The organism is Nocardiopsis sp. L17-MgMaSL7 (genome assembly GCF_003182025.1).
In the GTDB taxonomy this organism is placed as follows: domain Bacteria; phylum Actinomycetota; class Actinomycetes; order Streptosporangiales; family Streptosporangiaceae; genus Nocardiopsis; species Nocardiopsis prasina.
This window is the reverse complement of sequence record NZ_QGTF01000009.1, coordinates 100765-126842: the sequence shown is the minus strand read 5'-3', so window position 1 is coordinate 126842 and position 26078 is coordinate 100765. Positions and strand designations below refer to the sequence as shown.

23 protein-coding genes are annotated in these 26078 nt (G+C 71.5%); 8 read left to right on the top strand and 15 right to left on the bottom strand.

Features of this window, described 5'->3' with window-relative positions; all coding sequences use genetic code 11:
* Nucleotides 1-146: 146 nt before the first annotated feature.
* Nucleotides 147-1442, bottom strand: coding sequence for a class I SAM-dependent RNA methyltransferase (locus tag BDW27_RS17500; RefSeq protein ID WP_017544988.1), 1296 nt, complete (start codon nucleotides 1440-1442; stop codon nucleotides 147-149).
* Between the two features lie 228 nt (nucleotides 1443-1670).
* Between BDW27_RS17500 and BDW27_RS17495 the strand changes: the two genes are divergently transcribed.
* Both BDW27_RS17495 and BDW27_RS17490 read left to right on the top strand, forming a co-directional pair.
* On the top strand, nucleotides 1671-2357 hold the full coding sequence (locus BDW27_RS17495; protein ID WP_017544989.1) for a TrkA family potassium uptake protein: 687 nt from the start codon (nucleotides 1671-1673) through the stop codon (nucleotides 2355-2357).
* Nucleotides 2350-3054 carry a TrkA family potassium uptake protein gene (locus tag BDW27_RS17490; RefSeq protein WP_110050311.1) on the top strand — a complete coding sequence of 235 codons (705 nt, stop codon included), beginning with the start codon at nucleotides 2350-2352 and terminating at the stop codon, nucleotides 3052-3054. The genes BDW27_RS17495 and BDW27_RS17490 overlap by 8 nt, the downstream gene beginning before the upstream one ends.
* Before the next feature lie 45 nt (nucleotides 3055-3099).
* Here the strand turns inward: BDW27_RS17490 and BDW27_RS17485 are convergent, their stop codons facing one another.
* Nucleotides 3100-3864, bottom strand: a complete 765-nt coding sequence (locus BDW27_RS17485; RefSeq protein ID WP_110050310.1) for a DUF3159 domain-containing protein — start codon at nucleotides 3862-3864, stop codon at nucleotides 3100-3102.
* Between the two features lie 238 nt (nucleotides 3865-4102).
* Here BDW27_RS17485 and BDW27_RS17480 point away from each other — a divergent pair, with 238 nt between their 5' ends.
* Nucleotides 4103-5233, top strand: coding sequence for a serpin family protein (locus BDW27_RS17480; protein WP_110050308.1), 1131 nt, complete (start codon nucleotides 4103-4105; stop codon nucleotides 5231-5233).
* A gap of 9 nt (nucleotides 5234-5242) precedes the next feature.
* On the opposite strand, the gene BDW27_RS17475 is transcribed toward BDW27_RS17480, so the two are convergent.
* The 5 genes from BDW27_RS17475 to valS all read right to left on the bottom strand — a co-directional run bounded on the left by BDW27_RS17475 (nucleotide 5243) and on the right by valS (nucleotide 11154).
* On the bottom strand, nucleotides 5243-6040 hold the full coding sequence (locus tag BDW27_RS17475; RefSeq protein WP_199560687.1) for an alpha/beta hydrolase: 798 nt from the start codon (nucleotides 6038-6040) through the stop codon (nucleotides 5243-5245).
* Nucleotides 6041-6273: 233 nt separating this feature from the next.
* The gene (locus BDW27_RS17470; RefSeq protein ID WP_110050306.1) at nucleotides 6274-7014 is read right to left on the bottom strand and encodes a PIG-L deacetylase family protein; all 741 of its coding nucleotides are present in this window, start codon (nucleotides 7012-7014) and stop codon (nucleotides 6274-6276) included.
* Nucleotides 7015-7079: 65 nt separating this feature from the next.
* Nucleotides 7080-7928: a DUF3710 domain-containing protein gene (locus BDW27_RS17465; protein ID WP_110050304.1), complete on the bottom strand. Its 849-nt coding sequence runs from the start codon at nucleotides 7926-7928 to the stop codon at nucleotides 7080-7082.
* A 60-nt stretch (nucleotides 7929-7988) separates the two neighbouring features.
* The gene (gene dut / locus BDW27_RS17460) at nucleotides 7989-8465 is read right to left on the bottom strand and encodes a dUTP diphosphatase (RefSeq protein WP_110050302.1); all 477 of its coding nucleotides are present in this window, start codon (nucleotides 8463-8465) and stop codon (nucleotides 7989-7991) included.
* A gap of 115 nt (nucleotides 8466-8580) precedes the next feature.
* Nucleotides 8581-11154: a valine--tRNA ligase gene (gene valS / locus BDW27_RS17455; RefSeq protein ID WP_110050300.1), complete on the bottom strand. Its 2574-nt coding sequence runs from the start codon at nucleotides 11152-11154 to the stop codon at nucleotides 8581-8583.
* A gap of 183 nt (nucleotides 11155-11337) precedes the next feature.
* Here valS and BDW27_RS17450 point away from each other — a divergent pair, with 183 nt between their 5' ends.
* The gene (locus tag BDW27_RS17450; RefSeq protein ID WP_017544998.1) at nucleotides 11338-11613 is read left to right on the top strand and encodes a DUF4235 domain-containing protein; all 276 of its coding nucleotides are present in this window, start codon (nucleotides 11338-11340) and stop codon (nucleotides 11611-11613) included.
* 189 nt (nucleotides 11614-11802) lie between these two features.
* On the opposite strand, the gene BDW27_RS17445 is transcribed toward BDW27_RS17450, so the two are convergent.
* The 3 genes from BDW27_RS17445 to BDW27_RS17435 form a co-directional block, all read right to left on the bottom strand.
* Nucleotides 11803-12099: a DUF4193 domain-containing protein gene (locus BDW27_RS17445; RefSeq protein WP_013153901.1), complete on the bottom strand. Its 297-nt coding sequence runs from the start codon at nucleotides 12097-12099 to the stop codon at nucleotides 11803-11805.
* Nucleotides 12100-12558: 459 nt separating this feature from the next.
* The gene (locus BDW27_RS17440) at nucleotides 12559-13830 is read right to left on the bottom strand and encodes a cell wall metabolism sensor histidine kinase WalK (RefSeq protein WP_110050298.1); all 1272 of its coding nucleotides are present in this window, start codon (nucleotides 13828-13830) and stop codon (nucleotides 12559-12561) included.
* On the bottom strand, nucleotides 13827-14480 hold the full coding sequence (locus BDW27_RS17435) for a response regulator transcription factor (RefSeq protein WP_017545000.1): 654 nt from the start codon (nucleotides 14478-14480) through the stop codon (nucleotides 13827-13829). The genes BDW27_RS17440 and BDW27_RS17435 overlap by 4 nt, the downstream gene beginning before the upstream one ends.
* Before the next feature lie 676 nt (nucleotides 14481-15156).
* On the opposite strand from BDW27_RS17435, the gene BDW27_RS27535 reads away from it, so the two are divergent.
* Entirely contained in the window at nucleotides 15157-15321 is a 165-nt protein-coding gene (locus tag BDW27_RS27535; protein WP_017545001.1) for a hypothetical protein, read from the top strand.
* Nucleotides 15322-15468: 147 nt separating this feature from the next.
* On the opposite strand, the gene BDW27_RS17430 is transcribed toward BDW27_RS27535, so the two are convergent.
* From BDW27_RS17430 to BDW27_RS17420, 3 genes are all read right to left on the bottom strand, one after another.
* Nucleotides 15469-16281, bottom strand: coding sequence for an inositol monophosphatase family protein (locus BDW27_RS17430; protein WP_017545002.1), 813 nt, complete (start codon nucleotides 16279-16281; stop codon nucleotides 15469-15471).
* A gap of 170 nt (nucleotides 16282-16451) precedes the next feature.
* The gene (locus tag BDW27_RS17425; RefSeq protein WP_110050296.1) at nucleotides 16452-18494 is read right to left on the bottom strand and encodes a S9 family peptidase; all 2043 of its coding nucleotides are present in this window, start codon (nucleotides 18492-18494) and stop codon (nucleotides 16452-16454) included.
* 125 nt (nucleotides 18495-18619) lie between these two features.
* Nucleotides 18620-19279: a GntR family transcriptional regulator gene (locus BDW27_RS17420; RefSeq protein ID WP_199560686.1), complete on the bottom strand. Its 660-nt coding sequence runs from the start codon at nucleotides 19277-19279 to the stop codon at nucleotides 18620-18622.
* 167 nt (nucleotides 19280-19446) lie between these two features.
* On the opposite strand from BDW27_RS17420, the gene BDW27_RS17415 reads away from it, so the two are divergent.
* Complete coding sequence (locus tag BDW27_RS17415; RefSeq protein WP_026129335.1) at nucleotides 19447-20295, top strand: oxaloacetate decarboxylase; 849 nt, start codon at nucleotides 19447-19449, stop codon at nucleotides 20293-20295.
* Between the two features lie 71 nt (nucleotides 20296-20366).
* On the opposite strand, the gene BDW27_RS17410 is transcribed toward BDW27_RS17415, so the two are convergent.
* On the bottom strand, nucleotides 20367-21398 hold the full coding sequence (locus tag BDW27_RS17410; protein ID WP_199560685.1) for a ferrochelatase: 1032 nt from the start codon (nucleotides 21396-21398) through the stop codon (nucleotides 20367-20369).
* Between the two features lie 131 nt (nucleotides 21399-21529).
* Here BDW27_RS17410 and BDW27_RS17405 point away from each other — a divergent pair, with 131 nt between their 5' ends.
* Nucleotides 21530-22828 carry a D-arabinono-1,4-lactone oxidase gene (locus BDW27_RS17405; protein ID WP_110050292.1) on the top strand — a complete coding sequence of 433 codons (1299 nt, stop codon included), beginning with the start codon at nucleotides 21530-21532 and terminating at the stop codon, nucleotides 22826-22828.
* Between the two features lie 27 nt (nucleotides 22829-22855).
* On the opposite strand, the gene BDW27_RS17400 is transcribed toward BDW27_RS17405, so the two are convergent.
* On the bottom strand, nucleotides 22856-24025 hold the full coding sequence (locus tag BDW27_RS17400; protein ID WP_110050291.1) for a hypothetical protein: 1170 nt from the start codon (nucleotides 24023-24025) through the stop codon (nucleotides 22856-22858).
* Nucleotides 24026-24591: 566 nt separating this feature from the next.
* On the opposite strand from BDW27_RS17400, the gene sepH reads away from it, so the two are divergent.
* Entirely contained in the window at nucleotides 24592-26043 is a 1452-nt protein-coding gene (gene sepH, locus BDW27_RS17395; protein WP_110050289.1) for a septation protein SepH, read from the top strand.
* Nucleotides 26044-26078: the final 35 nt, after the last annotated feature.

Below are 26078 nucleotides of genomic sequence, written 5' to 3'. Positions count from 1 at the left end.
GCCCCCGCTGTGCGACACTGCGGAGCTTGCGTAGCAGCGCACAGTAGGGGCAGCTTCACTCATCGTCTTGCGAGAGATTGCCTGGACGGCCGCTCGCATCGATGGCGGCTCCGCCGCCACCGGCGAAAGCATCCAAAAAACACGGCCTAGTCCTGCTCGGCCTCACGGTGGCGGCGGGCCAGCTTGACGGGCTCCAGCACGGCCAGGCACTCCACGTGGTGGGTCATGGGGAAGGCGTCGAAGGCGCGCAGCCCCACCAGGCGGTAGCCGGAGCGGTCGAACTCGGCGAGGTCGCGGGCCAGGGTCGCCGGGTCGCAGGACACGTAGGCGATCCGGCGGGGCTTCATGCCCGCCACCTTGCGCACCACCTCGACGCCGGCGCCCGCGCGCGGCGGGTCCAGCGCCACGACGTCGGCGCGCACGTCGGCCCACTCACGCATCTGCTTGGCAACGTCGGCCCGCTCGATCCGCACCTGCGGCAGGTCCTTGAGGTTGTACTGGGCGTCGCGCACGGCGTGCTCGCCGTTCTCCACACCCATCACACGGCCCTCGGCACCGACGGCGTCGGCGAGCGCGCCGGTGAACAGGCCCGCACCGCAGTACAGGTCCAGGGCGGTCTCGCCCTCGCGGGGCTCCAGGCCGTCCAGCACGGCGGCGCTCAGGGTCTCCGCGGCGGCGGGGTGGACCTGCCAGAAGCCGCCCGCGCCCACCCGGTACTCACGTCCGGCCACGTCCTCGCGCACGCCCTTGCGCCCGCGCACCGACTGCACCCGGCCGCCCTTGAAGCGGCGCAGCACGGCGCTGGAGGCCTTGAGTTCGGGCAGCGTGCCGAGCTTGGCGGTGGTGGGGGTGACCACGATCGCGCGGTCGGCGCGGGTGGCGGAGGCGACCGCCTCGACGTCCTTGACGCCCTCCCACTTGACCTCGGTGACGCCGAGCTCGCTGACCCCCGGGTGGGCGATCAGGCACTGGTCGACCGGCTCGATGTCGTGGGACCGGTGGCGGCGCAGACCGGCGTGGCCGTCCTCGTCCACGGAGAACCGCACGCGGGTGCGCCAGCCCAGACCGTCGGGGGTCCCGGGAAGCTCCTCGACGGCCACGTCGAGGTCGATCCCGGCGATCCGGCTCAGCTGGTCGGAGACGACCTTGCCCTTCATCCTGCGCTGGGACTCCAGGGTGGCGTGCTGCCAGTCGCAGCCGCCGCACATGCCGGGGCCGGAGAACACGCACGGCGCCTCGACCCGGTCAGGGGAGGCGGTGAGGACCTCGACGGCCTCGCCGCGCAGGAAACGGGTGGTCTTCTCGGTGACGCGCACCCGGACCCGCTCACCCGGCAGGGCGTGGCGGACGAAGACGACCTGGTCGTCCAGACGGCCCACACACCATCCACCGTGGGCGACGTCGTCCACTGTCAGTTCGATCTCGTTGCCCACACTGGTCATGGCGGTGTCCTTCGCTGGTCGGGTCGTGTTACGGGTGACCCTGCGCGCACAGCCACCAACCGACCCCAATCTACCGGCCTCGGGACACCACACGCGCTGGTACGGACACGGTGGGGTCGGGGTGGTCACCCGGATCGGGCCGTTGTGTGCCAAGGTGGAACCGTCGGGGCGCGTGGGTCTGTCCGTGCTCCGGGGGGTGGACGGCTATCCGACGGGAGTGCGGACGAGGTGCACATCGTGATCATGGGGTGTGGCCGCGTGGGTTCCACGCTGGCACACACCCTGGTGGATCTGGGCCACTCGGTGGCGGTGATCGACCAGGACCCCGAGGCGTTCCGCCGCCTCCGCACCGCCGTGGCCAAGCACACGGTGCGCGGCGCGGGCCATGACCGGGAGGTCCTGCTCAACGCGGGTATCGACCGCGCGGCGGCCTTCGCGGCGGTCAGCAACGGCGACAACTCCAACATCATCGCGGCCCGGGTGGCCCGCGAGGCGTTCGGGGTCCGCAACGTGGTGGCCCGGATCTACGACCCCCGCCGAGCGGAGGTCTACCAACGTCTGGGCATCCCCACCGTCGCGACCGTGCGCTGGACGGCCGACGCCATCCTGCGCCGCGTGGTGCCCGGGGACGACCGGCTGGGTGCCGCACCCGAGTGGCAGGACGCCTCGGGCAGCCTCACCATGAACGAACTCACTCCGCCCGAGCGCTGGACGGGACGTTCCCTCGCCGAACTGGAGGACGACTTCCGTCTGCGCGTGGTCTACCTGGTCCGGCAGGGGCGCATCGCGCTGGCCCGGTCCGAGGAGACCATCGCGGAGGGCGACGTACTGCACGTGGTGGGCCGCAGCCGGGACATGGCCGACCTGACCCAGCGGCTGGCCGGGCGGCACGAGGACGAGACGGGGCGTGGGTGAGATGCGGATCGCCATCGCGGGAGCCGGGAGCGTGGGCCGCTCCATCGCCACGGAGCTGGCGGGCAACGGCCACGACGTCCTGCTGATCGACAGGGACACCCGGGCGATCGGGGTGGACGACCTCCCCCAGGTGGAGTGGCTGCTCGCCGACGCCTGTGAACTGGCCACCCTGGAGGACGCCCGGCTGGGTGACTTCGACGTGGTCATCGCGGCCAGCAGCGACGACAAGGTGAACCTCGTCGTCTCCCTGTTGGCCAAGACCGAGTTCGCGGTGGACCAGGTCATCGCCCGGATCAACGACCCGGCCAACGAGTGGCTGTTCGACGACTCCTGGGGGGTGGACCTGGCGGTCTCCCCTCCGCGTCTGATCGCGGACCTGGTCGAGGGCGTGTCCGAGGAGGACCACCCGGAGGAGGGGACCCTTCCCCCGCTGCCGGGCGCAGAGATCGCGGAGTCGGTGCTGCACGCGGCCAGCCCGTTCGCGGACCGGCCCGAGAGAGACCTCACCGCCGAACTGCCGGAGGGTGTGGCCCTGGTCGCGGTGCTCGGTCCGGGCGGGGTGCGACCGCCCGCACCGGAGCGGACCCTGTCCGTGGGCAACACCGTGGTGTTCCTGGCCGAACCGGACGCGCTGGGCCCCCTGGAGGAGCTGCTGGAGCGGGTCGAGGACTCCGAGGAGTCCGCGTCCGAAGGCTGAGCACGGGCCCCGGACGCGCGCCCGGCGCTCAGGCCGAAGCGGTGGTCAGCGCTCGTCCGCGACGTCGCCGGCCGCTGCCCCGTGGGTGTCCTCGGTCCGCTCCAGGGGGGTGCGTCCGCGCGCCAGCACCCACACCATGCCCGCGAAGGCCGCCACCTGGAGCGGCCATCCCATCGCCACCTTGGACAGCCCCAGCAGGGCGAAGGTGTTGGCCCAGTCGTTGGTCTCGGCGAGCCAGAGCGGGTACTGGACCAGCACACGGATGACGCAGGGCAGCACCAGCAGCCAGGTCAGGCGGGAGGCGAGCTTGACCACGGCAGGATTGCCGCGCCAGGAGGTGAAGTCCTCCTTGTTCCCGATGAACGGACCGATCATGAGGCCGACCACCGGCCAGCGCACCAGGACCGAGAGGCTCAGCACCACCGCGTAGACCGCGTTGTAGATGATCCCGGGCAGGAAGGCGTCCTCGGCGTTGCCGCTGCGCATCGCGAAGACGGCCGCCAGGCCGATGCCGAAGAGGCTGGTGAACACGTACTGCAACGAGGAGCGCTGCACGAGTCGGAGCACACCCAGGAGCAGGGCCGCCCCGACGCCGAGGATGATCGACAGCCGCAGGTCCTCACCCGCGACGTAGGAGATCGTGAAGGTCAGGGTGGGGACGGCCGTCTCGACCATGCCGCGCTTGCCGCCCAGAGCCTCGGCGAGCTTGGTCCGGACCAGCGCCTCGACCGTTCCCTCGGTGACCGCGGGCGTCTGCGCCCGCTCCTCGGCCTGGGCCGCCTCATCGGAGGCCCGCTGCTGCTCAGTCATCCCGCTCCCGCTCCGGTGTCGCCGTACGGCCTGTACGGCCGCCAGCCATGATGCACCACCCTATGCGACCTGTCACAGCCGGGGAGTGGCGTTCTCGGCAACCGGAGACCGCCCCGGTACGGGCTTGCCCTCCTTTGTCAGGTGTTGCGGCGTGCCCCTTCTCACCACGGTCACTGGCCTCGGGGCCGCGTCCTTCCGTACCCTGGCGGCCCACCCGCTCTCGTGAGGAGTCAGCCCGATGACCACCAGGCAGGAAGCACCCGAGGAGGAGCACCTCCGCTTCGCCCTCACCCTGGACCCCGAGCTGGTCGAGGAGGGGGCCTCGCACGTGTGGTCCCCGTACTCCGTCGGCGCCGTCCTCAGCCTGTTGGCCACCGGCGCGGGCGGCGACACCCTGAAGGAGCTGGTGGACCTCGTGGCCCCGGCCAGCGGCGATCCCCGGGGGCACCTGGAGGTCCTCGACGCCGCTGTCGAGGCCGCCGACGGCCTGGACCTGGCCACCCTCAACGGCCTGTACGTCCCCGCCGACCTCCCGCTGCGCGCGCGGTTCGAGGAGCGGGTCGCGGCCCAGCCCGACGCCGAGGTGGACCGGGTCGACTTCCGCGGTGACTCCGAGGGGGTGCGCACGCGGGTCAACGGCCGGGTCTCGGACGTCACCCGGGGGCTGATCCCCGAGCTGCTCGCACCCGGCACCGTCCATCCCGACGTCCGCATGCTCCTGGTCAACGCCCTGTGGGTGAAGCTGGTGTGGGCGGAGCCCTTCGACCCCTCCCTGACCCGTGACCTCGACTTCCACGCGCCGGACCGCACCCACCGGGTCCCCGCCATGCGCCGCACGGGTTCCCTGACCCACGCGGCGCACGCGGGGCTGCGCATGGTCACCCTGGAGGGCGAGCACGGTCTGGCCCTGGACGTGATCGTCCCCGACTCCCCCGGGTCCGCACGCGCGCCGGTCCCACCACTCACGCCGCGGGCCCTGCGCGGGCTGTACCAGGCACGCGGGAAGGAACAGGTGACCCTGGCGCTGCCGCGCTTCACCGTCCAGACCGACACCGCGCTGCTCGACCCGCTCGCCGCCACGCCCGCGCGCGTGCGCACGCTGGCCACCGACGCGGCCGACTTCGGCGGGATCAGCGACGAGCCCCTGAAGGTCGACGCCATCGTGCACCAGGCGGTGCTACGCGTGGACGAGAAGGGCGCCGAGGGGGCCGCCGCCACCGCCGCCGTCATGCTGATGTCGGCCGCGGTCCCACCGCCCCCCAAGGAGTTCCTCGTGGACCAGCCCTTCCTCTTCGTGCTGCGCCGCCGGGGCGCGATCCTGTTCACCGGCCGGGTCACCGACCCCGTGGACCCGGGTCCGGCCGCGTGAAAACCGGCCTCAGGACCCCGGCAGGAAGTCGGCGGTGACGTCGGCCAGGGCCTCGTGCGCCTGGTCGTCGGTCAGCTCCGGTTCGGCGTCTCCGGACTGCTCGCCGTAGGCGCCGAACTGGGCGTGGTTCATGCCCTCGACCACCTCCGTGACGGCGTGGCCGGGCAGGTTCGCTCTTCGTTCGGTGACCTCCGCCGGGTTCAGGACGCCGTCCCGTCCCCCGGCCACCGACAGCACCGCGAGGTCGTCGCGGTCCGCGAGGTCCGCGCTCTCGGTGGCGTAGGAGGCCCACAGGATCAGGCCCGCCCACGCGACGTCGCCGTTCCCGGAGCCCAGGTGCTGTGCCGCGAAGGCTCCGCCCATGGAGTGCCCGCCCAGGTACCACTCGCTGATCCCGGGTGCGGCGCCCACCGCGCTCTCGCCCCGCGCGGAGTCCACCAGGGCCAGGTTGAGGCGCAGGTCCGGCACGACCACCGTGGCGCCGGTCCTGGCCACCACCGGCGCCCAGGAGGCCACGTAGGCGTCGGCCTCCACCCGGGCCCCGGGGTAGAAGACGACCCCCGTCCCGGAGGGGTTCTCCGCGGGGGTGATCAGCACGCCGTCGGAGAGCCGCTCCACGACGACGGCCGGGTCCTGTTCGGCCCGGGCCAGCGGCCCGGGCTCGGCCCGGTACGGGTCGAGAGCCCAGACCACGAAGGCCGTGGCCGCCACCAGTACCAGGGCGGTGAGCGCCGCCAGGGCCCACAGCAGGGCCCGCACGCCCCGGCGTCCCCGCACGCGTTCGCCGCCCGCTCCGTCACTGTCCATGTCCGCCTCTTCTCGATTCCGGGCGCCGGTCCTCGGAGCCGTACGGAGCACTGGCGGCGCGCGAACCGTGGTCGGGCACACGCGGGCACGACGAACCGAACTCGCGGCTCACCGACTCCGTAAGCGCCCTCGGCCCGGGCGACTCCACGTCCTTTCGCACCGTATCGCCCTGTTTGCGCCGTCTCGCGTCGGGTGCTCCCCGGCCGGAACCCCACCGCGCGAGAGGCGGTGGGTCAGGTCTCGAAGACCTCGAAGGAGGTGGCCAGGGGCACCCCGGCCCACTCCCCCGAACGCACCGCGCCCTCCCGCAGAAAGGTCCGTTGGTCGAAGCCGTCCAGGTTGGCCAGGTACACCTCGTGCGCGTCCAGTGAGGCCACACCCGCGGCGAGGTCGTCCTCACCCAGTTCGACGTAGTGGGTGGGGTCCGGGGCCGCACCGAAGGCCACGAACCGCACGCCCCGCCAGCGCTCCAGCCCTTCGGCCAGCTGGTCGGTGAACACCCAGCGGTTGTCGGCGTCGCGGACCGCGTCCAGCAGGGCCGGGCCCAGGACCCGGTGGTCGGCGTGGTTGAACCCGCCTCCCCCGGCGAAGTGCTCACGGAAGTTGATGGAGACGATCACGTCCGGCCGGTGTCTGCGGATCGCTCCGGCCAGGGCCCGGCGCAACGGCAGGCCGTACTCCAGGGTGCCGTCGGGGAAGTCCAGGAACTCCACGGTGGAGGCCCCGACCGCCGCCGCCGAGGCGCGCTGCTCGGCCATCCGCAGGGGCGCGCAGGCCGCCGGGTCCAGGGAGTCGATCCCGGCCTCGCCCTGGGTCACGAGGAGTTCGACGACCTCCTTCCCCTGTGCGGTCCACCGGTGGAGCGCCGACGAGACACCGAACTCCAGGTCGTCCGGGTGGGCCACCACCGCCAGGGCGCGGCCCCAGTCCTCGGGAAGCGGCCGGGGAGCGCTGTTCTTCGTTGTCTGAGCCATATGGCCCACATTACGGAACGGCGCACCCCCGGACACGGTTGTCCACAGGCCGGATCCGCGAGGACTCAGGAACCGGTGGTCGGTCCGTCCGCGGAACCGCTGGGCGGTCCGCTCGCCGAACCGTTGGGCGAACGGCCGGCGTTGCCGGTCTGGGCCGCCTGCTGGGCCGCGCGCTGCTGCGCGGCGGCCGCCATCTGCTCCTGGATCTTCTTGGGCACGGTGATCTGGAGGAGCTCGTTGGGCGGCACCGGCTGCTCGCCGCGCACCACCACGATGTTGGCGAAGACCTGCTCGATCTCGGACATCACCTCGGGCTTACTGGCGCCCTCGCCGCGGATCACGCCGCGCAGCACCCACCGCGGACCGTCCACGCCAATGAAGCGCACCCGCTGGCCCAGCTGTCTGCCGTCCTCGGTCTTCTTCCCCTTGATGGGGATGACCGCCTGGAGCTCGGGACCGAAGGTGCCGTCGTGGTCCTCGGCCTTGCCGCCCTGCTGGGTGACCTGCTCGCGCAGTTCCTCACGCATCTCGTCCCACAGCCCGGACGACTTCGGCGCGGCGAAGGGCTGCACCTGGAGCGCGGTCTTGCCGCGCACCAGGGTGACCCCGATGATCTTCTGCTTGTTCTGCTTGTCCTGGGCGACGTTCACCTGGATCTCGGTGCCCTGCTCCATCGGCAGGAGCATGCTCCCCAGGTCCATCCGCTCGGCCTCGGGGGCGTCCTCGGTGGAGTCCCACGGTCCGGTCAACCGGTACTGGTCGGCGTCCTTGGCGGGCTGCTGGGAGGCACGCTCCGGCTCGATCTCGTTCTCGAACGAGACCGCGCCCGCGGCGCCCTGCCGCTGCGACCGGGCCTCCGTCTCCGTGGCTCTCTCGGTCTCTTTGTCCCGCTTCTTGCGGCGGCGTCCAAACACGCCTTCACCTCTCCGCTTCTTCCGTAGGTCCCGGGATCACACCGGGGAGTCAGGGGACGTTCACCGCTGCGCGGCGTGGCCCCCGGTCGAACCGAAACCACCCGCACCGCGCACCGAGTCGGGGAGCGTGTCCGCCTCGACGAACTCCGCCCGCTCCACGCGCTGGATCACCATCTGGGCGATCCGGTCGCCGCGCGCGATCGTGACCGGGGTGTCGTCGTCGGTGTTGAGCAGGGTCACCCGGATCTCCCCCCGGTACCCGGCGTCGACGGTCCCCGGGGCGTTGACGACCGTGACCCCGTGCCGGGCGGCCAGCCCGGACCTGGGGTGCACGAAGGCCGCGAAACCGTCGGGGAGGGCGATGGCCAGACCGGTGGGGACCGTGGCGCGCTGTCCGGGGTCGAGGCGGACGTCGACGGCGGCGTACAGATCCGCCCCCGCGTCACCCGGGTGGGCGTACGCGGGAAGCGGGAGGCCGGGGTCCAGGCGCCGGACGGTGATGGTCAACTGTCCGGCTTCCAGGGATGAGGTACTCACATTCGCCGAGCCTATCGCTCCCAGGGCGCTGCCTTGGTGTCCAGCGTGCCGGAACGACGGGGGCGGATCCGAAACGTGTTCGGACCCGCCCCCGGTGCGTCTTCGCCGGTGTCGCCTACTCGGTGGTCTCGGCCAGGGTGACCTCGACGCTCAGCTCACCGTCGTCGGTGGTCTCGAAGTCGATCCCGGCGGCGCGACCCGCCGCGGCGATGTCGCCGGAGGCCGCGCGGGCGGACTCGGCCTGCTTTCCGGAGACGCGGACGAGCTCGACCTCGGCGCGCATGGACAGCTTGGCCTCCGACTTGGCCTTGCGGACCGCGCGCAGCACCTCCGCGGTGGCGGCCAGGACGGCCGGGTCCCCACCGGCGGCCGCGGCGCGGTACTCGGCGGCGTCGGGCCAGCTCTGGGCGTGCACCGAACCGTCCTGCCACCAGCTCCAGACCTCGTCGGTGACGAAGGGGACGAAGGGTGCGAACAGCTTGTGCAGAGCGCCCAGGGCGATGAGCAGCGCCGCCCGGGCGGAGGCGCCCTCGGCGGCCTCGGTGTCGTAGGCCCGGGTCTTGACGAGCTCCAGGTAGTCGTCGCAGAAGTCCCAGAAGAAGCGCTCGGTGCGCTCCAGGGCCCGGGTGTGGTCGTAGGCGGTGAAGGCCGCTGTGGCCTCCTCGACCACGTCCGCCAGCGCGGCCAGCATCGCCCGGTCCAGGGGCTCGGTGACCTGGGACGGGTCGGTGGTGGCGTTCTCACCGGCGACCGACATGACGAACTTGCTGGCGTTGAGGATCTTGATGGAGAGTCGGCGGCCGACCTTCATCTGGCCCTCGTCGAGAGCGGTGTCGGTGCCCAGACGGCCGCTGGCCGCCCAGTACCGGACCGCGTCGGAGCTGTACTTCTCCAGCAGGGCGACCGGGGTGACGACGTTGCCCTTGGACTTGGACATCTTCTTGCGGTCCGGGTCCAGGATCCACCCGGAGATACCGGTGGTGCTCCAGGGCAGGCTGCCGTTCTCGAAGTGGGCGCGGACCACCGTGGAGAACAGCCACGTGCGGATGATGTCCTGGCCCTGGGGGCGGAAGTCCATCGGGAAGACCCGCTCGAACAGGTCCTGGTCGCGTTCCCAACCCGAGGCGATCTGCGGGGAGAGCGAGGAGGTCGCCCAGGTGTCCATGACGTCCGGGTCGCCCATGAACCCGTTGGCCCGGCCCCGCTGGTCCTCGGTGTAGCCGGCGGGCGCCTGGGAGCTGGGGTCGATGGGCAGCTGGTCCTCGGTGGGCAGCAGCGGCGCGTCGTAGTTCGGGTTGCCGTCCGCGTCCAGCGGATACCAGACCGGGAACGGGACGCCGAAGAAGCGCTGACGGCTGATCAGCCAGTCGCCGTTGAGGCCCTCGACCCAGTTCTCGTAGCGCTGGCGCATGTGCTCGGGGTACCAGGTGAGCTCGCGGCCGCGCTCGATGAGCTGGGCGCGCACGTCCTCGTCCCGGCCGCCGTTGCGGATGTACCACTGGCGGGTGGTGACGATCTCGAGGGGCTTGTCGCCCTTCTCGTAGAACTTCACCGGGTGGGAGATGGGCTTGGGGTCGCCGACGAGGTCGCCGCTCTCCTTGAGCAGCTCGACGGTGCGCTCCCGGGCGGTGTGGACGGTGGCCCCGGCCAACCGGGCGTAGGCCTCACGGGCGGTGTCGGACTCGACGCCCTTGGGCGGGTCCGCGATGACGCGGCCGTCCCAGCCGATGATGGGGCGGGTCTCCAGCTGGAGCTCGCGCCACCAGGTGACGTCGGTGGTGTCACCGAAGGTGCAGATCATCGCGATGCCGGACCCCTTCTCGGGGTCGGCGAGGCGGTGCGCCTTCACGGGGACCTCGACACCGAAGACCGGGGTGGTCACGGTGGTGCCGAACAGGTCCTGGTACCGCTCGTCGTCGGGGTGGGCGACCAGGGCGACACACGCGGCCAGCAGCTCGGGACGGGTGGTCTCGATGTGGACCGGGGTGCCGTCCGGCTTGTGGAAGGCGACCTTGTGGTAGGCGCTGGGACGCTCGCGGTCCTCCAGCTCGGCCTGGGCGACGGCGGTGCGGAAGGTGACGTCCCACAGGGTGGGCGCCTCCGACATGTAGGCCTCGCCCCGCGCCAGGTTGCGCAGGAAGGCGCGCTGGGCGGCCGCGCGGGAGTTCCCGTCGATGGTGGCGTAGGTGTGGCGCCAGTCGACGCTCAGGCCCAGACGGCGCCAGATGGACTCGAAGACCTTCTCGTCCTCGACCGTGAGGATGTCGCACAGCTCGATGAAGTTGCGGCGGGAGATGGGGACCTGCCGCTTGGGGTCGGGCTTGTGCGGCGGCTGGAAGTCCGGGTCGTAGGGGACCGAGGGGTCGCAGCGCACGCCGTAGTAGTTCTGGACGCGGCGTTCGGTGGGCAGGCCGTTGTCGTCCCAGCCCATCGGGTAGAAGACGGCCTTGCCGTTCATCCGCTGGAAGCGCGCGACGGTGTCGGTGTGCGTGTAGGAGAACACGTGCCCGATGTGCAGCGAACCCGAGACCGTGGGCGGCGGGGTGTCGATCGAGTAGACGTCCTCGCGGCTGCGGGTGCGGTCGAAGTGATAGACGCCGGACTCATCCCATACGTCCACCCACTTCGCCTCGATACCGTCCAGCGAAGGCTTGTCGGGCATGCGGAAGGAATGAGAGCGGTTGGTCATGCGGGCAATATTAGCCCTCCGCGCGCCCTGGTCGCTCCCGGTTTTCCCCCTCTGGCAGGGAGAACGGGGGCGGGCCACGGCGGCGGCCGCCGCTGCGCGGCGGGGGTGCGCGTGAAAGGATTCCCCCAGCGGACCGCGTCCGCGCGCACCATCGTACGCACTAGGGAACGGTGAACGATTCACATGGCAAAGAAGGACGGTGAGGTCGCACCGGTCATCATCGGCATGGTCGCGGGATTCGCGGCCGAGTTCGTCACACGCAAGGCTCTGAGCTTCGCGTGGACGCGCGCCACCGGTGAGGAGCCGCCCACGGACCTGGAGTCCCCGGACGTCAGCCTGGGCCGTGCCCTCGGCTGGGCCGTGGTGGCGGGAGTGGGCGTCGAGGTGGCCAGAGTGCTGGCCGTCCGCGCCGCCCGCAAGCAGATGGTCGGCTCCGGCGGGCGGGACCTGGAGGTCTGAGCCCCGCCCGCGCCGGGCAGCTCGCGACGACGGTGGACGGCCCACCACATGGGATCGAACCCACGTGCGGTCGGCCGTCCACCGTCGTTCTGCGAGCCACCGTCCGACGGTCGAACGAATCCGGTTCCGGCACCCCTCAGCATCCTCGGATACCGTGGGGAGACGGGCTAGGAACCGTCGCCGTCAGTGTCAGGCGCACTCCTTGCAGACCAGCTGACCGGCGCGCTGCTCAGCGAGCTGACTGCGGTGGTGCACCAGGAAGCAGCGCGAGCAGGTGAACTCGTCGGCCTGGCGGGGAAGCACGCGCACGGCGAGCTCCTCGCCGGACAGGTCGGCACCGGGAAGCTCCATGCCCTCGGCCACCTCGTCGGGGTCGACGTCGATGGTGCCGGTGCCCTTGTCCACGCGCCGCGCCTGCAGCTCCTGGAGGCTGTCCTCGTTGATGTCCTCGTCAGTCTTGCGCGGGCTGTCGTAGTCGGTCGCCATCTCTGCTAACTCCATCCCCCTCGTTTAGTGCCTCGTCGCGCGGGTGTAACGCTTGAGAGACCTTCGTTGTGCCCGAATCGGCCGACGAGTTTTCCCGGTGTCATCCGACCGTGCCCCCTCCCGGGTCACAGTCCACAGGTCAGCAGCACTTTCACGGGATCGTGACCGGAGGCGGCCAAGGTTGGGTGGCCCCTCACGGGTCGTTCCCTGCGGTACTACCCGACACCGGGTGTCTCGTAGACCCGAACACACGCTTGCGCCCACATGCCGGACCAGCCTGGAGCACTCCCCCGAGTACGGGCGAAAACCCAGACATGCCCACGTCAGGAGGGATTCCCTCCGTGTCCACGCCCGGGGAAGCATACCCACCGCAGGTCGACACTCGTGACAGGGGTGGGCGTGTCTTCGGACACGTATAGATACCACGAAGCTGGGCGGTACGCAGCTTGGCCCCCACCTCTATCGACGTTCCGCGTTCTCCGTCCCGCCACCCGAAGGCACGGGCAGGCACACCGTGACGACCAGACCGCCGCCCGCGCGCGGCCACGCCGTCACCACGCCAGCGTGGGCGCGCACCACCGATCGCACGATGGACAGACCCAGACCGGCGCTGCGCCCGGAGCCCACGCGGTCGCCGGAACCGCGCCGGAAGGGTTCGAACAGGCCCTCGATCTCGTAGGCGGGGATGACCTTGCCCGAGTTCTCCACCTGGACGGCGGGCATCCCCTCGTACATGCCGCTGCGGACGGTGATCTCGCCTTCGTCGACGTTGTACTTGAGGGCGTTCTCGACCAGGTTGGCCACGAGGCGTTCCAGCAGCACGGGGTCGCCGACCACCGGGGCCGGACGCAGGTCCTGACGCAGCGAGAGCCCGGACTTGTCGATGTCGCCGGAGAGCTGGCTCAGGACCGTTCCGGCGACCTCGCTCAGGTCGACCCTGGCCTTGGACTCCAGCTCGCGGTCGCTCTTGGCCAGGAACAGCAGGCCGTCGATGAGGCGTTCGTGGCGGGCGTTGGTCTCCAGGAGGGTCTGTCCGACGGTCTTGAGGTCCGGCGAGACGTCCGGGGCGCTCAGGGCCACCTCCAGGAGGGTGCGGTTGATCGCCAGGGGCGTACGCAGCTCGTGGGAGGCGTTGGCGACGAAGCGCCGCTGCCCGTCGAAGGCCCGGTCGAGGCGTTCGAGCATGCCGTCGAAGGTGTCGGCGAGCTCACGGATCTCGTCGTCGGGTCCGGACAGGGCGATGCGCTCGTGCAGGGAGCGTTCGGAGAGCCTTCTGGCGATGCGGGTGATCTTCTGGAGGGGCGACAGCGCACGGCCCGCCACGGCGTATCCCAGGGCCACCGCGAGCAGGCCCACGAGGAACAGGGCGAGCAGGGAGAACCGGGTGACGTGGGTGAGGACCTGCTCGATGTAGTGGCTGTTCTCGATCAGCTCCGCCGGGCTCTCCTCGGCGAGGAGCGCGTTGAGCAGGACCGCGACGACCAGGTAGTTGACCAGGACCAGCAGGGAACCCGCCGCGAAGAACAGCATCCCGTAGATGAGCGTGAGGCGGGCACGCAGGCTGAGGTTGTCGGTGAAGCGGTGGACCGTGGCGTGGACGGTCGTGTGCGCGGAGGAGCGTTCGGCTCCGTCGCCGCTCGGGGCGACGGAGTTCAGGCTGCGCCAGGTCCCGGTGTCCCCGGGGCGGGTGGGTTCGACCTGCCCGGGTTCCGGGCGCTCCCCCGGTCTCACAACCGGTACCCCGCCCCCGGAACGGTCTGGATGACCGGCGGGTCACCGAGTTTCTTGCGCAGGGTCATGACGGTGACCCTGACGACGTTGGTGAACGGGTCGGCGTTCTCGTCCCAGGCCTTCTCCAGCAGCCCCTCCGCGCTCACCACGGTCCCCTGGGCGCGCATGAGCACCTGGAGGACGGCGAACTCCTTGGGGGTGAGCGAGACCTCGCGGTCGTCCCGGCGCACCTGGTGGTTGGCGGGGTCCAGGGTGATGCCGCCCCGCTCCAGCACCGGCGGCAGCGGGGGCGCGGAGCGCCGTCCCAGGGCGTGCACGCGGGCGATGAGCTCGGCGAAGGCGAAGGGCTTGGCCAGGTAGTCGTCGGCCCCCAGGGTGAGTCCCTCGACCTTGTCATCGACACCGTCGGAGGCGGTGAGCATCAGGATGCGGCCGTTGTAGCTCTCGTTGACCAGGGAGCGGGCGACGTCGTCCCCGTGCGTGCCGGGGAGGTCGCGGTCCAGGACGACGACGTCGTAGTCGTTGACCGAGGTGTACTCCAGCGCGGTGTCGCCGTCGTAGACGACGTCGACCGCCATGGACTCCCTCCGCAGCCCGACCGCCACGGCGTCGGCCAGGACCCGTTCGTCTTCGACCACGAGTACGCGCAAGGTTGTCCTTCTGGAGCGTCGGTGTCTGGAAACAAAAAGGGGGCCGCTGCCGGCGCATCCCCCAACACACCGGCAGCGGCGTTCTTGGTCCCGGCCGCGTCAACCGTTCTCCCACAGTGGAGGTAAGGAGACGGTAAACCCGTGGGTTTCCTCGTTCCCCTCGCCCCCGTGTGGCACGGGCGCTGGGCCGGGAGCCTTGCGGCTCCCCCTGTGCACGGGGCGGCCGCCGCCGGCGAATCCCCCAACCGTCGGCGACGGCTCAACCCCGCACATCTCAAATCTGACACATCAAGAATAAGAAACAAGTAAGCACAAGCCCTGTTCGGAAAATGTGTCTTGCGACACTCTTTGTCGTCGCTTGACCCGTGCTCACGCGCCCGTGTCCGGCTCGGTGCCGGCGTCCCGCTGAGGCGGACCTTTTCATTCTACGGAAGCGGCTCCTCCCCCGCCGGGGAATCACGGAATCGTCACACGCGGGGAGTGGGAGTTTGACCTGGATCACAGTGCGGTAGAGGTAGGAGACGCACGCGTGGACACCGGGAACCCACCCGGACCGCGACGGGCACGCATGTCACAGGGTCGTGACGTCTTCGATTCGTGCGTACGCGCAGGCGTGCGCATACGGATTGCGCCGGGGCACCACCATGCCCCGGTGCCTACCCCTGGAAGAGGTGCAATGGGCGAGTTCATGGCGGAGATCAAGGTCCGTATCCATGAGACCTACCGGTCGATCGAATCGGCGAGGGACGCCGGGGACGAGTTCCTCGCCGACACCCATGCGTCAGAGCTGGAGGATCTCTACCGCATCGCGGCCCGCAACGGCGTCGACGCCCACTCCTGACCGGAGCGGCGGACGCCGCCCCCGGCTCTTGTGGCTCCGGGGCAGGCTACGTCGGGGCGGGGCGCGCCACCTCCTCGTGAGGGGTCGCGACCCCGTCTCCCCCGCGCCCCGGGTGCCACCGGCACCCGGGGCGTCCTCGTGTCCGCGTCAGCCGTCGGTGTCGGCGCCGAGCGGCGCCAGGAGGGCGTCGAGGTCCTCGTAGAGTCCGGGGCGGGCGGCGATCACCAGGTCGTTGCTGGGCGGCCCCGCCTGCGGTCCGCCCACGCGCAGACCGGCCTCGCTGGCGACCAGTCCGGGAGCGGCCCAGTCCCACAGGTGGAGTCCGCGCTCGTAGTACGCGTTGTAGCGCCCGGTGGCGAGGCCGGTGATGTCGACGGCCGCGGACCCGACCCGGCGGATGTCACGGATGTACGGAATCACCTCAGTGAGCACCTTCGCCTGCTGGAGGCGGCGTTCGGGGAGGTACCCGAATCCGGTGGCGACCAGGGCCCGGTCCAGCGGCACCGCCTCGGGTGCGCGGAGCACCCGGCCGTCGAGCCGGGACCCGCCGCCCAGGACGGCTTCGAACATCTGCCCGTGCGCGGGGAGGTGGACGGCGGCGGCCACGATCACGCCGTCGATCTCCGCGCCGACCGCCACACCCCAGTCGGGGCCTCCGTACAGGTAGTTGACGGTGCCGTCGATGGGGTCGACGACCCATCGAACGCCGCTGGTCCCCTCAACCCCGCCGCCCTCCTCCCCGAGGACCGCGTCGCGCGGTCGTGCCGCGAGCAGCCGGTCCCGGATCAGGTCCTCGGTCGCGCGGTCCATCTCGGTGACGACGTCGGTGGGGCTGGACTTGGTGTCCAGGACGGTGATTCCCTCCTGCCCCTTGGCCGCGAACTTCCCGGCCTCGGCCGCCACAGCGACGGCCAGGTCCCGCAGCTTCTCCGGATCGTGGGGGGACTGGATGGTGGTCACATGCACCCTTCCGCTCGTGGTGTCCGGGTCCGTCGTGCCCGGAGCGTCCGCCACCGCACTCTATGCGGCGCTCCCTTCCCCCACCGGAGGAACGGACGGCTCCCGGACGACGGGGGAGGGCCCCGGGCGTGTGCCGGGACCCTCCCAGGAGTGCGTGCGCCGAAGACGCGCTAGAGCAGCTCGGGCTTGATCCACTCCTTGCCGTGGACGTGGTGGTCCAGGAAGGCGAAGATCGTCTCGTACCAGACCTGTGCGTTGCCCGGAGAGAGGATCCAGTGGTTCTCGTCCGGGAAGTACAGGAACTTGGCGTCGACCTCGTGCAAGAGGAGGTCGCGCCACAGGCGCAGGCCCTCGCCGATCGGCACCCGGTAGTCCTTGTCACCGTGGATGACCAGCATCGGCGTGCGAATCTTGTCCGCGTGCAGGTGGGGCGAGTTGAGCTGGTAGCGCTCGGGCTGGGCCAGGGGCGTGCCGAACTCGCTCTCCCAGACCGGCGGGTAGTCGGTGGTGCCGCTGAACCCGTCCAGCTGCCACAGGGAGGCGTGGGAGACGATCGCCTTGAACCGGTCGGTGTGCCCGGCGATCCAGTTGGCCATGTACCCGCCGAACGAGCCGCCCATCATGGCGGTGTGCTCGGCGTCGATGTCCTCGCGGGCCTCGGCGGCGTCGGTGATGGCCATGACGTCCGCGTGCGTGCGCGGGCCCCACTGGCCCCACGCGCGGCGCAGCATGTCCTGTCCGTACCCCGTGGACAGCGCCGGGTCCGGGAGCAGGACCGCGTAGCCCCGGGCCGCCAGGATCCACGGGTTCCAGCGCCAGCTCCAGCCGTTGAAGCTCATGTAGGGACCGCCGTGGACCCACAGCATGAGCGGGGCGGGCGACTCGGCCGAGGCCTCCTCGGGCAGCACCAGCCAGGAGCGGACGCGGGTGCCGTCGTCGGCGGTGGTCTCGATCTCGGTGAGGGTGCCCGGCATGCTCAGCTCGGAGCCGGGGGTGCGCAGGTACGCGGGCTGGCCGTCGGTGGCGTCGGCGTCCAGGCGGACCGGTGCGGGCGGGGCGTCCCAGGCGTCGCGCAGGGCGAAGACGTGGCGGCCGTCCGGGGACGGGTTCAGGGCGCTGTAGGCCCCGTGGTCACCGGTGATCCGGGTCAGCTCGCCGGTGGCCACGTCCAGGCGGAAGACCGGGCGGCGGCCGTTCTGGTCGGCGATGAGGAAGACCGTGCCGGAGTCGGCCGACCACGCGTAGTCCCGGGGCCAGAGCTCGTGGTCGGGCAGCAGGTCGCGGCCCTCTCCGGTGGCCAGGTCGGTGATCCACAACGTGGCGTCGCGGGGCTCGCCGTGGTAGCTGCCCTCGGTGGTCGCCCGCGTCAGGACCCTGGTGCCGTCCGGGGAGACCAGGGGTCCGCCGAACTCGTAGGCGGCGTCGGGGCCGCCCACGACGGTGCGGCGGTCGCCGGAGTCGGTGTCGATGGCGACGACCTCGTCGCGGCGGGAACCGCCGGCGGTGGGCACGGCCCAGCCGATGACCAGGGTGGAGCCGTCCGGGGTCAACTCGGGGGCGGAGCCGAGCAGGGCCAGGCCCGCGTCGGAGGTGAGGTCGCGGGGCTCGCCGAGGCGGGCCTCGTCGTCCTCGGGCGGGGTGGCCGTGAACACGCGGGGGTGGTCGGGGCCGATGTCGCTGTCCCAGGAGCGAACCGGGAGCGCCTCGTGGAGGATCGCGGTCACTCCGGCCTCGTCACGAGCCTTTCGCGCCTCGGTGTCGGCGTCGGCGTCCTCGGAGCGGGGCAGGAGGTTGCTCATGAAGGCGACCAGCCCGGAGTCGCGGGCGACCGTGAAGGCGCCCACACCGGCGGGTCGTGAGGCGACCTGGCGGGCCTCGCCGCCGTCGGCGGGGAGCAGCCACAGGGCGGGCTTGGGCTTGTCCTCGGCCTTGGCCTCGGGGTCGACCCGGCCCGTGGTGAAGAGCACCGAGCCGTCGGGGAGGAACTCGGCGTTGGACTCGCCCTTGGTGGAGCGGGTGAGGCGCCTGGGGGCGCTGCCGCCCTCGGCCTCCGGGGCGACGTCGATCTCCCACAGGGCGCTGCGGAAGGACTTGGCGTCGGGGGCGATGTCGCTCACGGGCGCGACGAGCCGGGTGCCGTCCGGGGACAGGCGCAGCCCGTTGACACGGCGGAGGCGGACGTATTCTGGAAGTTCATACCAGGAACGAACCAAGACAGTTACTCCTGAAAAGGTCGACTTGTGGTCCGAGTCGACCCTATCGCCCCCGGTGACCTGAATCACCCCACCTCAGAGGTGGTCAACATTGTTGACACGGGGGCGCGTGGGGAGCCGGTTTCTCAGGAGGTCGGCGCCGCTCCCCCGCCCATGACGCCCAGGATGTGGCGCAGGCTGTTGTTCACGTGGGCCGACGCCGCGCGCGCCGCCTCGTCCTCGGCGCCCTCGCCCACGGCGGCGCAGATCAGGGCGTGCTCGCGGGCACTCAGCGCCATACGGTCCGGGGTGCGGCGGGCGATCCGGCGCAGCCGCCGCAGGTGCTGGCGGACGAAGGTGAGGGATTCGGCCAGGTAGGGATTGGCCGCCCCTTCGGAGACCGCGGTGTCCAGGCGCTCGGTCAGGGCGTAGTAGTCCGCGTCGTCGCCCCCGGTACCGTCCTCGAACCGGGCCCGCCATCCCAGGAACTCCCGTTCCAGGTCGGAGAACACGGTGCGGCGCTCGGCGCGGGCGCACAGCCGGACGGCGTGGGTCTCCAGCGCCTCGCGCATCTGGAACTGGTGCACGACGTCCCGGAGCGCGATCTCGGTGACGAAGGCGCCCCGGCCGGGGCTGATCCGCACCAGGCCGTCCCGGGTGAGCCGGTGCAGCGCCTCACGCAGGGGTGTCCTGGACACGCCCAGGCGTTCGGCGAGCCGGGTCTCGTTCAGGTGCGTGCCCGGGGCCAGCTCCCACTCCACGATCTCCTCGCGCAGCCGCTCGTACACCAGTTCGCCCTGTCCCACTCCGCATTCCTCCCGGGTTCGCGCCGGAGGGGTCCGGCGGCGTTCGACCGCGCCGCTTGACATCGTCCACCCTGGCGGGCCAAGCTCTGACCGGATTGTATACAAGCGGTATCCAGGGTGTGCACAGCGATTGCGCTGCCCCTGGACACGAGGAGAGGGGCCCGGGCATGAGGGCGACCACACGGCTTCGGGGAATGGTCGACGGGGGCGGGACCCACGTCGCTCCGGGGGTGTTCGACGGGCTCACCGCCCGGTTGGCCGAGCGGAGCGGTGCCGAGTTGGTCTACGCCAGCGGTGGCGCGATCGCCCGCGGCCACGGGGTGCCGGACATCGGTCTGCTGGGCGTGACGGAGGTCGCCGACCGCCTGGCCCAGATCACGGCGGTGACGTCGCTGCCGGTCGTCGCCGACGCCGACACCGGGTTCGGCAACGCCGTGAACGCGGTCCGCACCGTGGGCCTGTTCGAGCGGGCGGGCGTGGCCGGGCTGCACCTGGAGGACCAGACCTTCCCCAAGCGCTGCGGCCACCTCGACGACAAGTCCCTGATCCCCACCGGCGAGATGGTGGGCAAGCTCCGCGCCGTGCTGGACGCGCGGACCGATCCGGACCTGGTCGTGATCGCCCGCACGGACGCGATCGCCTCGGAGGGGATCGACGCGGCGTTGGAGCGTGCGCGCGCCTACCTGGACGCCGGGGCGGACGTCATCTTCGTCGAGGCTCCCGAGAGCGTGGAGCAGATCGAGCTGATCGCCCGGGAGGTCCCCGAGCCCAAGCTGATCAACATGTTCCACGGGGGGAAGACCCCGGTCGTACCCAGGGAACGCCTGGCCGAGCTGGGGTACCGCCTCGTCATCATCCCCTCCGACCTCCAGCGGGCTGTGATCAGGGCCTGCGAGGACGTGCTGGCGGCGATCGTCCGCGACGGTGACAGCTCGGCCGTCGCGGACTCACTCGCGTCGTTCGCCGAGCGCGAGGAGATCGTCCGGACGACGGACTACCTCGCGCTCGGAACCTGAGCCCGGCGCCGTGCCGACGCGACCGGCACCGGTACGGCGGTCACCGGGCCCCGGTTACCGGACGGCGTCGGTCAACGCTGCTTGCAGCACTGACCGCCCGCCTCGGCGCAGCGCGGCAGGGAGGTCAGCCGCCGCTCGTCGGTCCGGCCGGTGTACTCGCGCACCAGCTCGGTCACCATCGACACGAACGCGGGGTGCGTGCCGGGGCTGAGCGCCCGCTCGTAGCCGATCCCCAGCTTCTCGGCGGTCTCGCGGGCCTCCACGTCGAGGTCGAACTTGACCTCCATGTGGTCGGAGACGAACCCGTGCGGAACGACCACCACGGCGGGGACACCCTCGGCGGCCAGCTCCTCCATGCGGTCGTTGACGTCCGGCTCCAACCAGGGCTGACTGGGCGGGCCGCTGCGGCTCTGGTAGACGAGTTCGTGGGGGTATTCGCGGTCCAGGCGCTCCACCACCAGGCGGGCCACCTCGGCGAGCTGGGCCCCGTAGGCGCCCGCCTCCCCGTACCCCTGGTCCGGGCCGCCGCTGGCCTCGGCCATCGCGGTGGGGATGGAGTGCGCGGAGAACAGCAGGCGCACTCCCTCACGCTGGTCGTCGGGGAGCCGCTCCAGACACTCCTGGGTGTACTGCGCCAGGGGCTCGACAAAGCCGGGGTGGTCGTAGAAGGGGCGGATCAGGTCGACCTCGGGGGCGTCCTCCCCGAGCGCGGCGCGGGCTCGCTCGATGTCCTCGTGGTAGGCGGTCCGACTCGACCAGTTGCAGTAGGCGGAGGTGGGCAGCGCCAGCACACGGCGCACACCGTCATCCCGCATCCGCTCAAGGGTGTCGGTGAGCATCGGCTCCCAGAACCGGTTGCCCCAGTAGATCGGCAGGTCGATGCCGTTGGTCTCGAAGTCGGCGGTGACCGCGGCGAGCAGGTCCCGGCACTGCTGGTTGATCGGGCTCACTCCACCGAAGAGGAAGTAGTGCTCACCGACCTCCGCCAACCGTTCGCGGGGGATGTTGCGCCCGCGGGTGACGTTCTCCAGGAACGGGATGACCTCGTCCTCGCCCTCCGGGCCACCGAAGGAGATCAGCAGAAACGCGTCGTAAGGCCTCATGCACCTCATGAAACCAGCTCCCCGCGACCTCCTCGATCCGCCCCGGCCCGAGTGACGGGACTTTCGTTCCTTCCGTGACCAGGGACACTCCTGGTCTGGTCACGCAAGTGACCGATGGGTAATGTCGCCGCATGACTGATGTGTTGTGGCACACCTGGGCCCACACCCACCAGGCCCGCCCGCGCCGAACGGCGACCCCCGACAGCACCGAGGACATCGTCTCCGCCGTCACGTCAGCGGCGGAGGAGGACCTGCGTGTCCGCATGGTCGGCACCGGGCACTCCTTCACGGACGTGGCCGTCACCGACGGCCTGCTCCTGGCCCCCCACTCGCTGACCCGCGTCCGTTCGATCGACGTCGGGGCCGGGACCGCCACCGTCGAGGCGGGGATGCCCCTGTGCGACTTCAACGACGCCCTCGCCGCCGCGGGTGCGGCCCTGGCCAACATGGGTGACATCGCGGTGCAGACCGTCGCCGGAGCCGTGCAGACCGGCACCCACGGCACCGGACGGGACGCGGGCGGCCTGGCCGGTCAGGTCGTGGGGCTGGAGATGGTGCTCGCCGACGGCTCCGTGGTCGAGTGCTCGGCCGACCGCGACCCCGAACTGTTCCACGCGGCCAGGGTCGGGCTGGGCGCGTTCGGGGTGGTGACGGCGCTGACGTTCGCGGTGGTCCCCGCCTTCCTGCTCCACGCCCAGGAGGAGCCCATGCCCCTGGACGAGGTACTGGAACGGCTCCCCGAACTGCGCACGAAGAACGACCACTTCGAGTTCTTCTGGTTCCCGCACACCGGGAACACCAACACCAAGCGCAACAACGTCTCCGAGGGCCCGGCCGAGCCGTTGTCGGCCTTCAAGGGCTGGCTGGACGACGACTTCCTGTCCAACACCGTCTTCGACCGGATCAACCGGGTGTGCCGCCGCTTCCCGTCGGCCGTGCGCACGGTGAACCAGATCAGCTCGCGCGCTCTGTCCGCCAGGAGCTACACGGACGTCTCGCACAAGGTGTTCGCCTCCGTGCGCGACGTGCGCTTCGTGGAGATGGAGTACGCGATCCCGGCGGAGCACCTGGTGGACGTGCTGCGGGAGGCCAGGTCCATCGTGGACCGGGGCGACCACCGGGTGAGCTTCCCGGTGGAGGTGCGGTTCGCCCCGGCCGACGACGTGTGGCTGTCCACGGCGTACGAGCGCGAGACCGCCTACGTGGCGGTGCACATGTACCAGGGGACGCCCTACGAGAGCTACTTCGCCGACATGGAGGCGGTGTTCACCTCCGTGGGCGGACGTCCGCACTGGGGCAAGATGCACACCCGCGACCGCGCCTACCTGGAGGCCGTCTACCCCCGCCTGGGCGAGGCGCTGGCGGTGCGGGACCGGGTGGACCCGCACCGCCGCTTCGGCAACGCCTACCTCGACAAGGTGTTCGGGTGAGGCGGGTCGCCGGTTGAGACGGACTCCCTAGCCGACCGGGGTGGTGGCGGGCTCGGGAGCGGGTTCGCCCTCGGGCTGGGGCCGCGACCCGGGGTCGGGGACCTCTCCGCCGCCCGGCTCCTCCGGCTCTCCCCCGTCCGCCGGAGGACCGGTGGGGTCGGGCTGTCCGCCGCCGGGCGTCTCGGGCTCGGTCTCGACCGGAGGCGTGCCGGTCTCGGGGCCGACCGGCTGCTCGGTCCCCGGCTGCTGGGTCCCGGTGTCGCCCTCGTCGGCGGGCTGGTCCCCGCCGTCGGTCTCGGGCGTCTCGGACGTGTCCTCCTCAACCTGCGCCGGAGCGGAGTGGCCGCCGAACAGTGAGGGCGAGGTGGGCTCGTCCTGCCCCTGGGTCCAGGCGGTCAGTGAGCGCCCGGTCATCAGCTCGAAGGCCAGGATCACCAACATGACCAGGGTGAACACCGCGGCGGCCGAGATGACCGCGGCACGCCAACCGCGTCTGGGCCGGTCCGCGCCGGACTCCCCGTCCGCGTCCTCGTCGTCGGCCGCACCGGTGAGGCGAGCGGTGTGGCCGCTCACAGAGGGGATCAGCGCGGTGGCGTCCGCCTCGGCGGGGCCACCCACGAGGGTGGGGTCCTCGGGGTTGCCGAAGCCGTGCGCGACGGTCTGGCCCGGCAGGTCGCGCCCGACCGTGGGCATGGCCATCGTCCGGGTGGCGTCGTCGTCCTCGGGGAGGTCGAACGGCTCGGGGAACCCGGTGTCCGCGACACGGGTCGCGCCGGGAGCGGCCGGGCCCCCGAACCCGGCCTGACCGGTACCGGCCTGACCGAACTCGGCCGTCCCGAACCCGGACAGCTGTTCGTCGGTGCGCGCCTCGGCGTCGGTGTCGACGAGGGAGCGCGCCACGGTGTGCTTGGCGGCCTTCTTCTCCGCCTTCTCCGCGAGGCCCTTGGCCTGCTCGCCGCTGCGGGTGATCCAGTGCTGGATGATCGGCGCCGCGCTGGTGCTCAGCACGGCCATGACGCCGGTGCCGATGACGGTTCCGTAGACGTTGAGGTAGGAGGCGGCGGTGGCGGCGGTCAGCGTCGCGACCCCGGCTCCGGCGACCTGGGCCAGGCTCAGGTCGATGCGCCTCCTCCTGCCGCCCTCCTCCGGGCCCTCCCCTCGCGCCTCGGACTCGTCCTCGTGATCGGGTCTTGGCATCGCGCCCTCCCCCCTCTGTCGGCCGCGGTCGGCGCGGCGGGGCACTTGGTCGTGGGATGGGTGTGTGGCGGGGCGGACACACCCGCGGACCCCAAACTTCGCAAACAGCCCATAAGTGGAAACTTCACCTTACGGGCGACTCGCCGCTGATAACGCCATGAAATTGGAATGATCACTGTGTGGCATCCAACGGCGTGTCGAGTTGCGAACGACGGGGTGCGTCATGTTCGGACACGGCCGAGATCGGAGTTTTCCCCGGGCCTGGGGGGATTCGAGGCGCCCGAGATACCATCACGGCGGAGCCTTCGTGCGGGATCCGCGACATTCCCCCACGATCGCTCCCGGTCACGGAAGGTTCACCGTGTCAAGATTGGCACCGGAAGTGACCATAAGAGCCCCGGCCCCGGGGCGGCTCCCACCGTGGTGTCCACCACGGGCCGGGAGGCGGGCACAGTTCGGACATGCCGGGCGCGGTACTGGCCGAACCGTTGTCGGCCGACCAGACTTGGAGAACGCGGGGGACGGTCCACCGGATCGACCCTCGACGGGACGCGAAAGGGAGGGCGATGCACGAGCTTCGCCTCGTGGCCGTGAGCGAGGACGGCACCTACCTGGTGCTCGCCAGCACCGGCCGTGGCACCCGCTTCATGCTGCCCGTCGACGACCGCCTCCGTGCCGCGGTACGCGGCCAGTTCTCCCGGCTCGGCCAGTACGAGATCGAAGTGGAGAATCCGTTGCGCCCCAAGGAAATCCAGGCCCGCATCCGGTCCGGCGAGACCGCGGAGGCCATCTCCGAGATCTCCGGGATACCCATCGAACGGGTGCGTTGGTTCGAGGGACCCGTTCTCCAGGAGCGCGGGTACATCGCCCAGCAGGCCCAGCGGGCCACCGTGCGCTCACACGGTGAGACCGGCCCCGGCCCCTCCCTGGAGGAGGTGGTCAGCAAGCGGATCGGCGCCCACCAGTTGGAGACCGGCGACGCCGAGTGGGACTCGTGGAAGCGCGAGGACCGCTCATGGCAGCTCAAGCTGGTCTTCCTGCACGGCGGCGACGAACGGGTCGCCCACTGGCTGTACGAGCCCAGACACAACAGCGTGACGCCCGCCGACGAGGAGGCCGCCCGGTTCTCCTCCAACGAGCCCCTGGACGCCGCACCGGGGCCCGGGACCAACGTCACACCCTTCTCCCCGCGACGCGGCGAGCCCACCGACCTGCCCCGCCTGGACGCGCAGTCCGCCGCCGAGCGACGTCCCGACCACGTCGCCCAGCGCCGCCTGTCACCCGCGCAGGACACGCCGTTGGACGAACCGCTGCGTCCCGTGTCCCATCCGTCCGAGACCGACCAGTTCGGGGTTCCGATCCGCGAGGAGCGCCGCCGTCAGGCGCCGCCGCGCCAGGAGCCCGAGCCCCGGCGCGCCTTCGAGGCGCCCGGTGACAGGTTCGCGGGGCAGCGGAACGAGATGCCGCCCGCCGCGCCCCGGCCCGAGGCTCCGAGGCACACGGCGCACCACCCGGAACCGGCCCCGAGGCGCTACGCCGAGCCCGTCGACTCTCCGCCCGCGCGCCCCGAGCCGCAGCGGTACGCACCACAGCGTCCCGAGCCCCGCAGAACGGTCTTCGAGGAGAGTGCCTCCGCCGCCCACGAGGCCCCGGCGCGCCCCGAGCCGCTCAGGCACGAGGTCCAGCCCCACGAGTACCGGCAGCCTCCGGAGCCGCCCTCGGCGCCGGACTGGCTCGACGCCCGGCCCGCACCGGCGCCCGCGCCCCACGTGGAACCGGCCGAGACCCCGGCGGCTGAGGACCCGCAGCAGCGCCCGCGCCGCCGTCGGGCCACCATCGACCTCAACGACAAGGGCACGCCGCGCCGCGCCGCCGACCAGGCTCCCCCGGCTCCGGCCGTCCCGACGGCCGCGACCGGTTCCCCGGCGGGCGGAGCGGCCAAGCGCAAGGGGCGGGGGCGCCGGGCCTCGGTGCCCTCCTGGGACGAGATCATGTTCGGCTCGAAGAAGAGCGAGTGAGCGAACCCGGCCCCGGGGACCAGTGGTCTCCGGGG